This is a genomic window from Paraburkholderia sediminicola (genome assembly GCF_902859805.1).
GTDB lineage: Bacteria > Pseudomonadota > Gammaproteobacteria > Burkholderiales > Burkholderiaceae > Paraburkholderia > Paraburkholderia sediminicola.
Genome location: NZ_CADIKC010000018.1, coordinates 99705 through 113298 on the forward strand (window position 1 = coordinate 99705; position 13594 = coordinate 113298).

A 13594-nucleotide genomic window follows, 5' to 3' on the forward strand; every position below is an offset into this window, starting at 1 on the left:
TGCCGTCAGAACGGCACGTCGCCTTCAATCGTCGTGCGATACAGTTTGCGACGCAGATGATCGGGCGTGCCGGCCGCCAGATGCATTAGCGAGCGGTTGTCCCAGAACACCATGTCGTGTTCGGACCATTGATGCCGGTACAAATGCTCGGGGCGCACACTGTGCGCGAAAATTTCTTCGAGAAGCGACTTGCTCTCGTCTTCCGGCAAGCCGATCACACGGGTCGTGAAATGTTCGCTGACGAAGAGCGCGCGGCGCCCGGTCTCTGGATGCGTGCGCACAATCGGCTGCACAACCGGTTTCACCTGTGCGATCTGCTCCGCCGACAGATTCGGCCGCCATGGGCTGCGCTTCTGCAATTCCGCATATTTCGCGAGATACGTATGTTCAGCCGAACGCCCTTCCACCGCGTTACGCAAGTGCGCCGGCAACGTGTCCCACGCGAGATGCATGTTGGCGAACAGCGTGTCGCCGCCTTCCGAAGGCAGTTCCTGAGCGTGCAGCAGCGACCCGAGGCTCGGCTTCTCCTTGTACGACAGATCGGAATGCCAGAAATGACCGGCGTCGCCGAGACCGATCGGCTGACCGTTCTCGACGATGTTCGAGACGACCAGCACCTCCGGATAACCCGGCAACTGGAATTGATGCAGCACGTGAATCTGCAACGGGCCGAAGCGGCGGCTGAAGGCAATCTGCTGATCAGGTGTAATGCGTTGATCGCGAAACACCAGCACGTGATGGTCCAGATGCGCACGGTGAATGCGTGCGAAATCCTCCTGACTCAGCGGTTCACGGAGATCGAGCCCCAGAACTTCAGCGCCGACTGGACCATCGAAAGCGCGAATTTCGATGTGCCCGGCTCGATTGGCATGGCCAGCGGCACTGGCGGCGGTAGGTGTAAAGGCAGTCATCACAGGAAGCTCTTCGTCGAATCTGTTCGAAGGACGCCGGCAAAGGCGAAGTCAGACGAATTTACCGGTGCATGCGCGCGACGACAACGAAGCAAATCCCATACGGTTATCTGCTGGAGTGATAACCCCGATGCTTTAACGCGCTGCGGGCCGCGTTCGGCCCCAAGCCCCTGTTCGCTGCAGGGCCTATCCACCAGAAGCGGTGGTCGAAGCCGCGGTGATTTCAGCCCGCTTCGTGCTCAAGTTCCAGCGTTGATAGGAGGTGAGGCCTTCACCATTGGCGAGTATGCTCTGTCCGACGCTAGCCGTTTACCGGCGGCTCAAGCCTTCTCCTGATCACGTCGATCAACGCGCGTACCTTTGCCGTCGGATACCGGGTAGGCGGAAAGACCGCATAGATGCCCTTGGGTTTGCCGGTCCAATCCGGCAACAGGCGGACCAGCCGACCCGCCGCCACGTCGTCCGCGATCGAAAAATCAGTCAGCAATCCGAAGCCACCACCCGCCAGTGTCGCCGCACGGGCGGCATCGGCCGTATTCACCAGCAGAACATTCTCGCACCGCACGCTTTGTTTTGCGCCTTTCGCCCGCTGCAACTCAAGCGTCAGCGGATGCTGCAACACAGATAGCGCAACATGCGGCATGGGCGCGAGCGCAGCCGGTGTCTTAGGCTTGCCCCAGGTATCGATGAATTCCGGACTCGCGACGATCCATTTGACGAAACCACCCAGCTTCACCGCGCGGTAGCCCGAGTCGGCGAGTTGCCCCAGACGGATGGCCACGTCGATGCCTTCCGCGATCAGATCCACATAGTGATCGTTGCAGACCAGTTCGATGTCGAGTTCCGGATACGCACGGCGCATCTCCACCAGCGCGGGCGTCACCACCAACGCTCCATAGTCGATCGGCGCATTCACGCGCAACGTGCCGCGTAACGGCGCCGATTCCCCCGACACGGCCGATAGCGCTTCCTCCGCCGCCTGCAAGATCTTGCAACTTGCCTCGTAGAAGGCCCGCCCGCTTTCGGTCACGCTGAGCCGCCGCGTCGTTCGGACCAGCAGACCCGCGCCGATTTCGCGCTCGAGCCGCTGCAGATGCGTGCTGACCATGGTTTTGGTCAGGCCGAGACGCGCCGCGGCGGCGGTAAACGAGCCCGCTTCCACCACTGCAACGAAAATCGCAAGGCGGTTCAGATTGACATCTTTCAGATCTGCCATTCGCCGATTGTCCATCTTTGATTGATTATGTTTTCTAGCTTAGCAGGCTTCTGCGCGGCGCCGCGAGCCGGTACGCTTACCCCATTCCAGTCGACGGTTGTCGGCTTTCCCCGCCCCAGGAGCTTTCAATGTCTGCCGCCAAACCCGCCCAGCCGATCCGCCTTCACACCACACTCCTCTCCGGGCACGGGCACCGCGTGAAGTTGTTCCTGAGCTTGCTCGATCTGCCCTTTGAAGTGATCGAGCTGAATATGGCTGCCGGCGACAATCGTCGTCCGGAATACCTGAAGCTCAATCCGTTCGGCCAGGTCCCAACGATCGAAGACGGCGAGACGGTGCTGTTCGATTCCAACGCAATCCTCGTCTATCTGGCGAAACGCTATGGTGACCCGTCATGGCTGCCGGAAGACGCGCTCGGCGCCGCCGCCGTGCAACGGTGGCTGTCGCTCGCGGCCGGACAGATCGCTTACGGACCGTGCGCAGCGCGGCTGGTCACGGTATTCGGTGCGCCGCTCAATCTCGATACCGCGCAGAAGATCGCCAACAAGCTGTTCGACGTGCTTGACGCCGAGCTGGCCGGCAAGAACTTCGCCGCGGGAGACCACGTGAGCATTGCCGACATCGCCGCGCACACGTACATCGCCCATGCGCCGGAAGGCGGCGTATCGCTCGAGCCGTACCCGAATATCCGGGCGTGGCTGCGCCGTGTCGAAGCGCTGCCACGCTTCATCGCGATGCCTGCGACGAAGGCCGGACTGCTCGCCGCCTAACCAGAGAAATGCACACGCCCCAACGGGCAGAGGCCGATATGTCCCAACATTCTTCTAGCGCGCCGCGCGGTTGGGACGCCGCCGAGTCGCCGTTTCACGCCGCCGAACGCCTGGTACAGCAACACGCGGGCGTCAACGAAGAGGCGGAGTCGATTGGCCGCCGCGGCATCCGTCGCTATATGCCGGATCAGCATCGGCAGTTTTATGCCGAACAGCCGTTCATGGTGTTCGGCGGCCTCGACGCAAACGGCCAGCCGTGGGCAACCCTGCGGGCGGCCGAACCGGGCTTTGTATCGTCCCCAGACCCGCGCACGTTGCGGATCGACGGCGGCGTTTTGCCGGGCGACCCGCTGGCTGGGTACTGGCAGCCCGGCATGATGATCGGTGGCCTGGGGCTGCAGGCGCAGACCCGACGGCGCAATCGCGTCAACGGCGTGGTGTCGTCGGTAGATGGCGATACGGTCACGCTCGAGGTCATGCAAAGCTTCGGCAATTGCGCAAAATATATCCAAAGCCGTACGCCGACTTTTATTGCGCGCGGCGCAACCGGCACGCAGACGCCCGTCGAAACGTCGACCCAACTCAGCGACGCGGACCGCGCATTGCTGGCCAACGCGGATACGTTTTTTATCGCCAGCGCGAACGTCAGTGAAGATGCAGGTCCGGCTCGTGGCGCCGATGTTTCACATCGCGGCGGCATGCCGGGCTTCGTGCGCGTTGACGACGCGACTACTCTGACAACGCCCGATTTCAGCGGCAACCGTTTCTTCAACACACTGGGCAATCTGCTCCACGATCCGCGTGCCGGCCTGCTGTTCGTCGACTTCGCGAATGGTGACATGCTGTACGTCGCGGCCCTCGCTGAGATCGTGTGGGACGGTCCGGAACTGGCCAGGTTTCCATTGGCCGAACGGCTGGTGCGCTTTCGTATTACCGAAGTGCGGCGCAGCCGCCAGGCGTTACCGTTTCGTTGGTCGGAAGTCGGGTACGCGCCGCAGTTCGTGACGCCTGCTTTACGGCCCGCTTTACAGCCTGCCTCGCTGCCCGCTTCGCCGCTCGCTTCAACGCCCGAATCGCCGTGGAAGAAGCTCAAGATTGCCGCCGTGCACGAAGAAACGCCCATGATCCGCTCGTTCTATTTTGAGTCGGCGGACGGCTCGCCGTTGCCGGCGTACGAGCCTGGGCAATACCTGCCGATCCGCGTGCCCGTCGACGGCCTGGACAAGCCGCTGACCCGCACTTATACGTTGTCCGACACGAGCAACCGCCGGCAGTATCGGATCACCGTGAAACGCGACGGTGTCGGCTCCAGCTGGCTGCACGAGCGCTTCGCCGCCGGCATGCAGGTCGAAGCGATGGCACCGCGTGGCGCATTCACCTACGATTCAACCAGCTCGCGCCCTGCCGTATTCATCTCAGCGGGCATCGGCATTACGCCGATGATCACCATGCTGCATCACGCCATTGCCGCGCGCGAGCCGCATAGTGCGCCCACGCCGCTGCATTTTTTCCATGGTGCGCGACGCGACGGCGACCGGCCGTTCAGCGCGCACCTGCGGGAACTCGCGTCGCGCCATCCGGCTGTCTCCATGCACCTGTTCGATAGCGCCGCCGATCCAGCCAGCCCCGCGCTTTCCGGCACCGTGCCCGGTCGCGTGACCCTCGCTGAAATCAAACGCGCACTGCCCTTCGACGACTACGACTTCTATCTGTGCGGTCCCGAGTCGTTCATGCGCGACCTGTATGAAGGGTTGCGCGCGCTCAATGTTGCCGATAACCGAATCCGCTTTGAGGCGTTCGGACCGGCAACCGTCAAACGCACGTCGGCAATCCCACCGGCGTTGGCGGAAAACGCCCAAAGCTCGCGCCCCGCAAACATGCCGGCAAACGATGAGACCGGCATACCCATAACGTTCGCGCGATCGCAGCGCACGGTTCAATGGCTGCCGAAGAACGGCACGCTTCTCGAGCTGGCCGAGGCATGCGGTATCGCCGCGCCGTCGAGCTGCCGCTCCGGGATGTGCGGCACATGCTCCACGCGCGTGTTGGACGGGCGAGTCGCCTACGAAGAACCCACGGACGCCGCCATCGCAGCAGGCCATGCCCTCATCTGCATGGGGCGGCCGGTCGCCGACGAAGTCGCCGCGAAGGACGGACTGACGCTGGAACTCTGAACGACCGGCCCGCCGTCCTGGCGCAAAGTCGGACTACGCACGCGGCCACTCAAGCAACAATTATTTCCGACCGGTAAGATGGAACGGAGGCCCGGCATTTTCACAGCGAATGCCGGTTTTCCCACATACCGAAAGCTTACGGCCAGTCATCCTGATGACTCAGGCGTGCGGCGGGAGGTTGTCATGTCGGTATATGTCGATGAAGGATTCAGGCCCTGTGTCACGGAATGCGCAACCGTCGCCTTCCGCGTCTGTTATGACGATCGGGTGCAGGTCTTCGAGGTCAGCGCCGAGGCGTTGATGACCTATTGCGGGGCCGCGAGTAAGCGGCGCACGGATTTGCTCGTCGCGTTCGAAGACGCACAACTGGAAATATTGAAGGTGGTGGAATGCAAGTGGCCGTTCAAACAGACCGAGCCCGTGCGCCTGGGCCTCGACGAATTTCGAATGGTCAGACATTAGGTATGCCAGAATCGCGTCCATGACCTGGATCGCCGCCCTGCCGATGTACAACGTGACACCCGCGCTCGCCACTGTGTGGCGCGAGTGGCTGGACGACGTCCTGCGCAGGGTGAGCCCGGCCTGCCACATCGTCGAGCCTGACGAAGAATTGCATGGCTTCTGGCGGCGGCCCAACGTACTGCTTTCGCAAACCTGCGGCTATCCCTTGGTGCATGGCTTGAACGAGCAGGTTCAGGTGATCGCCACACCGCGATTCGATGCGCCGGGCTGTGCAGGCGCGGATTATTCAAGCGTGCTGGTCACGCGAGCGGAGTCGCAGTTCGATTCGCTCGCGGCGTGCCGCGGCGCGCGCGCCGCCTACAATCAGGACGATTCGAATAGCGGCATGAATGTGTTTCGCCACGCGGTGGCGCCACTTGCACGCAAGAGCGCGTTTTTCAGCGCGGTTCTGCGCACCGGCTCGCATCTCGGGTCGTTGCGGGCGGTGATCGAGAATCGCGCGGACGTCGCCGCAATCGACTGCGTAACGTTCGCGTTTGTCTGCGATGAATTGCCGGAGCTCGCGCAAAAGGTTCGTCAAATCGGCTTGACGGCGGCATCGCCGGGCTTGCCTTTGATTGCCTCCAACAACGTGCCGCGCGCGACGATCGAAACGCTGCGCGAGGCACTCAATGAAGCACACCGCACCCAGCCAGAACGTGCCAAACGCCTGCGTTTGAAGGGCTTTTCCGCGTTGCCGCTCGCCGACTACGAACGGATCGAGCAACTCGAAAACGAAGCGCGCGCCGCCGGCTACGCGCACCTCGTTTAAGTACGGCCGTTACCGTTAGCCTACGTCCAGCACCAGAAGCTGCGCGCCATCGGCAACCTGATCGCCAACCGCATATAGCACTTCCGTTACCGTGCCTGCCGCCGGCGCGCCGATGGTGTGCTCCATCTTCATCGCTTCCATCACGATCAGCGGCGTGCCCTTCTCCACCACCGTGCCCGGTTCGACCAGCACGGCGATCACTTTGCCCGGCATCGGCGCGGTCAAGCGGCCTTCGCCGCCTTCAGCATCCGCGGCATGCGCGAGCAGGTTCTGCCACTCGAACGCCAGCGCCTCGCCGAGGCAGAACACGTGGAACGTATCGCCGTCGACGAAAACACGACCCGTGACCCGCGCATCGCCGATCGTCGCGCGATATTCGTGCTGGCCAGTGCCCTCCGACCACGTGAAGCCTTCGCGCACGCCGTCGTGTTCGAGCGTTTGCGTGGCGCCGTCGCGAGCAAACGTGGCCGTGAAAACGCTTTCGTTTTCGACGTCACGCCAACCGAGCGTCTGCGTATAGCCGCTGTTCAGACGCCAGTGCGAAAGTGCATCCCACGGCGACGCGCCGTGCGCGGTGCCGCCTTCACGCGTCAACAATGCAGCGCAAGCGAGCGCGAGCGCTTCCTTGAAGGGCTTTTTCACGGGCGCGAACAAGGCATCGTGATGACGCTCGATCAAACCCGTATCGAGATCGCCCGTCGCAAACGGTTCGCTCGTGACAATGCGTTGCAGGAACTCGACGTTGGTGTGCGGACCGACCACTTCGCAGGCACGCAGCGCACGATTCATCCGCGCAAGCGCCTCTTCGCGCGTCGCGCCGTGGACGATCAGCTTGGCAATCATTGGATCGTAGAACGGCGTGATGGCGTCGCCTTCGCGCACGCCGCTGTCGATGCGCACCGGCGCCTTGCGATCCGGCTCACCGAGGGTGAATTCGACGCCTTCGGGCATGCGCAAATGCTTGAGCGTACCCGTCGACGGCAGGAAGCCACGGGCAGGATGCTCGGCGTAAATACGTGCTTCGATCGCATGGCCGTCGATCTTCAGTTGCTCCTGCGAAAGCGGCAGCGGTTCGTCGGCGGCGACGCGCAATTGCCACTCCACCAGGTCCTGTCCCGTCACCATTTCCGTGACCGGATGCTCGACCTGCAGGCGCGTGTTCATCTCCATGAAGTAGAAGTCGCCCGTGCTGGTCATGATGAACTCGACCGTGCCCGCGCCCACGTAATTCACCGCGCGCGCAGCAGCCACCGCCGCTTCGCCCATCTCGCGTTTGACTTCCGCCGACAAGCCAGGCGCCGGCGCTTCTTCCAGCACCTTCTGGTGACGCCGCTGCACTGAGCAATCGCGGTCGAACAGATACACCGCGCCGCCGTGACGGTCCGCGAACACCTGCACTTCCACGTGACGCGGCCGCGTCAGATACTTTTCGATCAGCACGCGGTCGTTGCCGAAACTGCTGGCCGCTTCGCGTTTGCACGACGCCAATGCGGCCGCGAAGTCTTCCGTGCGTTCGACCACGCGCATGCCTTTGCCGCCGCCACCCGCGCTCGCCTTCAGCAAGACCGGGTAACCGATCGCATCGGCTTCGCGATGCAGCAACTCAGCGTCCTGATCGTCGCCGTGATAACCCGGCACGAGCGGCACGGCGGCCGCATGCATCAGCGCCTTCGCGGCCGCCTTCGAGCCCATGGCGGCGATCGCTTCGACCGGCGGTCCGATGAAGACGATGCCGGCTGCTTCGCAGGCATGCGCGAAGTCTTCGTTTTCCGATAGAAAACCGTAGCCCGGGTGCACCGCCTGCGCGCCGGTCGCACGCGCGGCTTCGATGATGCGTTCGACCCGCAGATAGCTTTCCGCCGCGGTCGATCCGCCGATATGTACGGCCTCGTCACATGCGGCTACGTGTTTCGCGTTGGCGTCCGCATCGGAATACACGGCCACACTCGCGATACCGAGCCGCTTGCAGGTCGCGGCGACGCGGCACGCAATCTCGCCGCGGTTGGCAATCAGGATCTTGTTGAACATGAGGTGTCTCGGTGAATGTCCCGCTCGGGCTGTTGTTCTGATGAGGGCTGACAAGCGCCTCGGGATGTCTGCTTGAATGTCTGCCTGTTGCGCTTCAGTTGCGCCAGGAAGGCGTGCGTTTTTCGAGGAACGACGCGACGCCTTCACGGCCTTCCGTGCCGGCTCGCGTGCGCGCGATGCGCGCCGCCGTGTCCTCGATCAGCGCCGCGTTCAACTCGCGACCGGCAATATCCTGCACGAGCTGCTTGCAGGCACGCACCGCTTGCGGACCATTTGCGCAAAGCGTCTCGGCGATCTGCTGCACGGTAGCGTCGAGTTGTTCCGCGCTGACTGCTTCGCTAACCAGACCCAGACGAAACGCCGTCGCACAATCGAACTGCTCAGCGGTCGCGAAGTAGCGGCGCGAGGCCTGCTCTCCCAATGCGCGGATCACGTACGGCGCGATGGTCGCCGGGATCAGGCCGAGACGCGCTTCCGACAGGCAAAAACGCGCGCTCTCCACCGCGACGACGATATCGCACGCCGAGATCAGACCCATGCCGCCCGCGTAGGCGTCGCCGTTCACCCGCGCGATCACCGGTTTGCTGCAGCGATAGATCGACGACAGCATGTTCGCCAGCAGCATGGCGTCGGCACGGTTCTCGTCGTCCGAGTAGCCGGCCATCTTCTTCATCCAGTTCAGATCGGCGCCCGCGCAGAATGCCTTGCCGTTCGCGGCGAGCACCACGGCGCGCACGTCGTCGCGCGCATTCAGGGCCGTGAAAACCGAGGTGATTTCGGCGATCATGGCTTCGTTGAACGCATTGCGCACGTCAGGCCGATTCAGCGTGACCGTGGCGATCTGCCCGGCGTAGGCGACATTCAGCGTTTCGTATTGCATCGTTACAGCTCCTTCGCGTTGCGCTCTGTCACATTCTGAACACGCCGAAACGCGTGTCTTCGATCGGTGCGTTCATCGTCGCCGAGAGGCCGAGGCCAAGCACATCGCGCGTTTGCGCCGGATCGATCACGCCGTCGTCCCACAGACGGGCGCTGGCGTAGTACGGATGGCCCTGGTGCTCGTACTGGTCGCGGATCGGTTGTTTGAACGCCTCTTCCTCTTCGGCGCTCCATGAACCGCCCTTGCCTTCGATGCCGTCGCGTTTGACCGTGGCCAGCACCGACGCCGCCTGCTCGCCGCCCATCACCGAGATGCGCGCATTCGGCCACATCCACAGGAAGCGCGGCGAATACGCGCGGCCGCACATGCCATAGTTGCCTGCGCCGAACGAACCGCCGATGATCACCGTGAACTTCGGCACCTTCGCCGTGGCCACGGCCGTCACCATCTTCGCGCCGTTACGCGCGATGCCTTCGTTCTCGTACTTGCGGCCCACCATGAAGCCTGTGATGTTCTGCAGGAACACCAGCGGAATCTTGCGCTGGCAGCACAGTTCGATGAAGTGCGCGCCCTTGAGCGCCGACTCCGAAAACAGAATGCCGTTGTTCGCGATGATGCCGACCGGATGCCCCCAGATATGCGCAAAGCCGCACACGAGCGTGGTGCCGTAACGGGCCTTGAATTCGTCGAAAGCGGAATCGTCGACGATACGCGCGATCACCTCGCGGATATCGAACGGCTTGCGCGTATCAACGGGAATCACACCGTACATGCTCTTCACGTCGTAGCGCGGCGGCTTCGGTTCCTGCAACGCCACCGGCACCTGCTTCGTGCGATTCAGATTGCCGACGATGCTGCGTGCAATACCCAGCGCATGCGCGTCGTTCTGCGCGAGATGATCGACCACGCCCGACAGACGCGTATGCACGTCGCCGCCGCCGAGGTCTTCCGCGCTCACCACTTCACCGGTTGCGGCTTTGACGAGCGGCGGGCCGCCCAGAAAAATCGTCCCCTGATTCTTGACGATGATCGATTCATCGCTCATGGCCGGCACGTAGGCGCCGCCTGCCGTGCACGACCCCATCACGACGGCGATCTGCGGAATGCCCGCTGCGGACAGATTCGCCTGGTTGAAGAAGATGCGACCGAAGTGATCGCGATCGGGGAACACGTCGTCCTGATTCGGCAGATTTGCCCCACCCGAGTCGACCAGATAGACACACGGCAGATGATTTTCGGCGGCGATTTCCTGCGCCCGCACGTGCTTTTTCACGGTGACCGGATAGTACGTGCCGCCTTTGACTGTCGCGTCATTGCAGACGATCACGCACTCCTGCCCCGCGATACGGCCAATGCCGGTGATGACGCCTGCACCCGGCGCATCGTTGTGATACATGCCGTAGGCTGCGAGTTGCGAGAACTCGAGAAACGGCGTGCCCGGATCGAGCAGTTTCTCAATACGGTCACGCGGCAGCAGTTTGCCGCGGCCCGTGTGTTTGTCGCGCGCCGCCTGCCCGCCACCCAGCGCGAGCTTCTCGACCTTCGCGCGAAGATCGGCGACCAGCGCTTCGAGCGCCACCGCATTGGTGCGGAAGTCGTCCGAGCGCGGATTCAGTTTTGATTCAATAATCGGCATTGCTTGGATTCTCCTTTGTCGACCAGAGTTAGCGCTTTAGCGCTTACTCTGGTCCCATGCAAAGCTGTCGACCGGAGTTGCCGCTTCAGCACCTACTCCGGTCCCATGCAAAGTCTGGCTCAAGCCGTCTCGGCAAAAAGTTCGCGGCCGATCAGCATGCGGCGGATTTCGCTCGTGCCCGCGCCGATTTCATACAGCTTCGCATCGCGCCACAGACGGCCGACCGGATACTCGTTGATATAGCCATTGCCGCCGAGAATCTGGATCGCCTCGCCGGCCATCCACGTCGCTTTTTCAGCGGTGTAGAGAATCACGCCCGCGCAGTCCTTGCGCACCTGGCGCACGTGTTCCTTGCCGAGCGTATCGAGTTGACGGCCCACCGCGTAGAGATACGCGCGGCACGCCTGCAGCGTGGTGTACAAATCCGCGACCTTGCCCTGAATCAGCTGGAATTCGCCAATCGGCTGACCGAACTGCTTGCGGTCGTGGATATACGGCACAACCGCGTCCATGACCGCGACCATGATGCCCGTCGGGCCACCGGCGAGCACGGCGCGTTCGTAATCGAGGCCGCTCATCAGCACCTTCACGCCGCCGTTCAACTGGCCGAGGATATTTTCTTCCGGCACTTCGACGTCCTGGAACACCAGTTCGCCGGTATGCGAACCGCGCATGCCGAGCTTGTCGAGTTTTTGCGCGACCGAGAAACCCTTCATGCCTTTCTCGACGATAAACGCCGTAATGCCCCGTGAATTCGCTTCGAGATCGGTTTTGGCGTAGACGACCAACGTGTCGCAATCCGGGCCGTTGGTGATCCACATTTTCGTGCCGTTCAGCACATAGTGATCGCCCTTCTTGTCCGCGCGCAACTTCATGCTGACGACGTCCGAACCCGCGTTCGGTTCGCTCATGGCGAGCGCGCCGATGTGTTCGCCGGAGACCAGCTTGGGCAGATATTTTTCCTTCTGCGCTGCCGTGCCGTTGCGATGAATCTGGTTGACGCACAGATTCGAGTGCGCGCCGTACGAGAGGCCAACCGATGCCGACGCGCGCGAGATTTCTTCCATCGCGATCATGTGCGCCGTGTAGCCCATGTTCGCGCCACCGTATTCCTCCGAGACCGTCATGCCGAGCACGCCCAGGTCGCCGAATTTTCGCCACAGGTCCATGGGGAACTGATCCGTGCGATCGATTTCCGCGGCGCGCGGGGCGATTTCTTTGGCAGCGAATCCGGCGATGCTGTCGCGCAGCATTTCGATTTCTTCGCCGAGCGGGAATTGCAGACCGGGCAGGTTGCTCATTGCAGTGTCTCCAGAGTTCGTTAGCGGACCGGATTGCCTGGCTAGGCGCCGGCCCGTCTGAGTGCGGCTCAGCTGGCGGCGGCAGCCTTATGGGCCGCCCTTGCCGCCCCGCACGAGGCGCGAAACGTTCAAGGCGCATTTCACGCCAGATTTACGTAAGCGTCAAGTGGTATTTTTGAGTATCACTCAGAAACCGGTTGGCACGCGTCTGGAGCCGCTATACAGTGATGGGATGGATGTGACCGGGGCCGTTGGCCTCACAAAACTGAACTGGACTCATATGACGGTTGCCATGAAGGCTGAGTTACCCGCCTCGCGCCGCCAGCCGGCCGGACGCAAGTCTCAGCAGCGCGTGAAGGAGATCTTGCAGGCGGGGCGCGACGTGTTCTCCGAGAAGGGCTACGAGCGCGCGACGACGGCGGAGATTGCGCAGCGCCTGGGGATTTCCGAGGCGACGGTATTCAGTTATTTCCGCGGCAAGCGGGAGTTATGCGCGCGGGTGATCGGCGACTGGTATGACGAGATCATTGAAGCGATCGAGTCGGGGCTGCCGCGTGATGGCAGTGTGCGGCAGCAGTTTGCTTTTATTGTGCGGACGCATTTGCGGTTGATGCTGCTGAATGGCACGGACCTGTGTGCTTTGGTGTTGTCCGAGGGCCGGGCCCGGCATCATGAGTTGAGTGAGGCGCTGACTGAATTGCAGCGGCGGTATACGGCGCCATTGATGCGGGTGCTGGCGCAGGGCCAGGAGACGGGGCAGATTCGGGCTGACATGCCGTTGAGGTTGTTGCGGTCGATGGTGTTTGGGCCGATGGAACATGTGCTGTGGGACGCTACGCTGGCTAATCGGCATATCGATATTGACGCTACCGCGGGGCAGTTAATTGACGTGTTATGGGCGGCTTTGATGCCGCCGGATCTGGAGGTTAGTGCTTTGCAGCAGTTCAGGGCTGAGGTTGAGGAGGCTAACCGGAGGTTTGAAGAGGCGGCTGGGGCGGCTCGGGGGCCTCGCGGCAGATAGTTGTTTTGGTTTTTTTGGTTTTTTTTGTCTGCGCGACGCTTGTTGTCAGTGTTCTTAGGGCTTTGGCCTTTCCTTGTTCTGGCTTTCGTGCCTTTCCTTGTTCTGGCTTTCGTGCCTTTCCTTGCTCTGGCTTTCGTGCCTTTCCTTGCTCTGGCTTTCGTGCCTTTCCTTGCTCTGGCTTTCGTGCCTTTCCTTGCATTGTTAGTGGTCTATTAGCGTTGCCCCTGTGCGGGGCGGCCCCTACTTTTCTTTGCCGGCTGCAAAGAAAAGTAGGGGCGGTTTCAAAATACAAGTGCAACAGCCTCAGTTAGGATGCGTTGCATGGGAAAAATATACGAACATCTGAGCGCCGAAGAGCGCGGCGTGATCTTTGCGATGAAGATG

11 protein-coding genes are annotated in these 13594 nt (G+C 62.1%); 5 read left to right on the plus strand and 6 right to left on the minus strand.

Features of this window, described 5'->3' with window-relative positions:
• Window positions 1–5: 5 nt before the first annotated feature.
• Window positions 6–911: a TauD/TfdA dioxygenase family protein gene (locus R8871_RS36120; RefSeq protein WP_246288001.1), complete on the minus strand. Its 906-nt coding sequence runs from the start codon at window positions 909–911 to the stop codon at window positions 6–8.
• 301 nt (window positions 912–1212) lie between these two features.
• Window positions 1213–2127: a LysR family transcriptional regulator gene (locus R8871_RS36125; protein ID WP_175054690.1), complete on the minus strand. Its 915-nt coding sequence runs from the start codon at window positions 2125–2127 to the stop codon at window positions 1213–1215.
• Window positions 2128–2255: 128 nt separating this feature from the next.
• Here R8871_RS36125 and R8871_RS36130 point away from each other — a divergent pair, with 128 nt between their 5' ends.
• The 4 genes from R8871_RS36130 (at window position 2256) to R8871_RS36145 (ending at window position 6344) form a co-directional block, all read left to right on the plus strand.
• A complete protein-coding gene (locus tag R8871_RS36130; RefSeq protein ID WP_175054691.1) occupies window positions 2256–2897 on the plus strand; it encodes a glutathione S-transferase family protein in 642 nt (213 codons plus the stop codon).
• 38 nt (window positions 2898–2935) lie between these two features.
• Window positions 2936–5071, plus strand: a complete 2136-nt coding sequence (locus R8871_RS36135; protein WP_175054692.1) for a pyridoxamine 5'-phosphate oxidase family protein — start codon at window positions 2936–2938, stop codon at window positions 5069–5071.
• Window positions 5072–5254: 183 nt separating this feature from the next.
• Entirely contained in the window at window positions 5255–5533 is a 279-nt protein-coding gene (locus tag R8871_RS38820) for a DUF1488 family protein (protein WP_154558316.1), read from the plus strand.
• A 19-nt stretch (window positions 5534–5552) separates the two neighbouring features.
• Window positions 5553–6344 carry a phosphate/phosphite/phosphonate ABC transporter substrate-binding protein gene (locus R8871_RS36145; protein ID WP_175054693.1) on the plus strand — a complete coding sequence of 264 codons (792 nt, stop codon included), beginning with the start codon at window positions 5553–5555 and terminating at the stop codon, window positions 6342–6344.
• A 15-nt stretch (window positions 6345–6359) separates the two neighbouring features.
• Here R8871_RS36145 and R8871_RS36150 read toward each other — a convergent pair whose 3' ends face one another.
• The 4 genes from R8871_RS36150 to R8871_RS36165 form a co-directional block, all read right to left on the minus strand.
• Window positions 6360–8372 (minus strand): acetyl/propionyl/methylcrotonyl-CoA carboxylase subunit alpha, encoded by a 2013-nt coding sequence (locus R8871_RS36150; RefSeq protein WP_175054694.1) that lies wholly within the window; start codon window positions 8370–8372, stop codon window positions 6360–6362.
• A 94-nt stretch (window positions 8373–8466) separates the two neighbouring features.
• On the minus strand, window positions 8467–9252 hold the full coding sequence (locus R8871_RS36155; protein WP_175054695.1) for an enoyl-CoA hydratase/isomerase family protein: 786 nt from the start codon (window positions 9250–9252) through the stop codon (window positions 8467–8469).
• A gap of 28 nt (window positions 9253–9280) precedes the next feature.
• Window positions 9281–10888: a carboxyl transferase domain-containing protein gene (locus R8871_RS36160; protein ID WP_175054696.1), complete on the minus strand. Its 1608-nt coding sequence runs from the start codon at window positions 10886–10888 to the stop codon at window positions 9281–9283.
• A gap of 119 nt (window positions 10889–11007) precedes the next feature.
• On the minus strand, window positions 11008–12189 hold the full coding sequence (locus R8871_RS36165) for an isovaleryl-CoA dehydrogenase (RefSeq protein WP_175054697.1): 1182 nt from the start codon (window positions 12187–12189) through the stop codon (window positions 11008–11010).
• Between the two features lie 280 nt (window positions 12190–12469).
• Between R8871_RS36165 and R8871_RS36170 the strand changes: the two genes are divergently transcribed.
• Entirely contained in the window at window positions 12470–13210 is a 741-nt protein-coding gene (locus R8871_RS36170; RefSeq protein ID WP_175054704.1) for a TetR/AcrR family transcriptional regulator, read from the plus strand.
• Window positions 13211–13594: the final 384 nt, after the last annotated feature.

Bases quoted from the DNA above. Each gene is read 5' to 3' on its own strand.
- R8871_RS36155 (WP_175054695.1), bottom strand. From the start codon at position 9,252: ATGCAATACGAAACGCTGAATGTCGCCTACGCCGGGCAGATCGCCACG.
- R8871_RS36120 (WP_246288001.1), bottom strand. From the start codon at position 911: ATGACTGCCTTTACACCTACCGCCGCCAGTGCCGCTGGCCATGCCAAT.
- R8871_RS36160 (WP_175054696.1), bottom strand. From the start codon at position 10,888: ATGCCGATTATTGAATCAAAACTGAATCCGCGCTCGGACGACTTCCGC.
- R8871_RS36150 (WP_175054694.1), bottom strand. From the start codon at position 8,372: ATGTTCAACAAGATCCTGATTGCCAACCGCGGCGAGATTGCGTGCCGC.
- R8871_RS36145 (WP_175054693.1), top strand. From the start codon at position 5,553: ATGACCTGGATCGCCGCCCTGCCGATGTACAACGTGACACCCGCGCTC.
- R8871_RS36165 (WP_175054697.1), bottom strand. From the start codon at position 12,189: ATGAGCAACCTGCCCGGTCTGCAATTCCCGCTCGGCGAAGAAATCGAA.
- R8871_RS36130 (WP_175054691.1), top strand. From the start codon at position 2,256: ATGTCTGCCGCCAAACCCGCCCAGCCGATCCGCCTTCACACCACACTC.
- R8871_RS36135 (WP_175054692.1), top strand. From the start codon at position 2,936: ATGTCCCAACATTCTTCTAGCGCGCCGCGCGGTTGGGACGCCGCCGAG.
- R8871_RS36125 (WP_175054690.1), bottom strand. From the start codon at position 2,127: ATGGCAGATCTGAAAGATGTCAATCTGAACCGCCTTGCGATTTTCGTT.
- R8871_RS38820 (WP_154558316.1), top strand. From the start codon at position 5,255: ATGTCGGTATATGTCGATGAAGGATTCAGGCCCTGTGTCACGGAATGC.
- R8871_RS36170 (WP_175054704.1), top strand. From the start codon at position 12,470: ATGACGGTTGCCATGAAGGCTGAGTTACCCGCCTCGCGCCGCCAGCCG.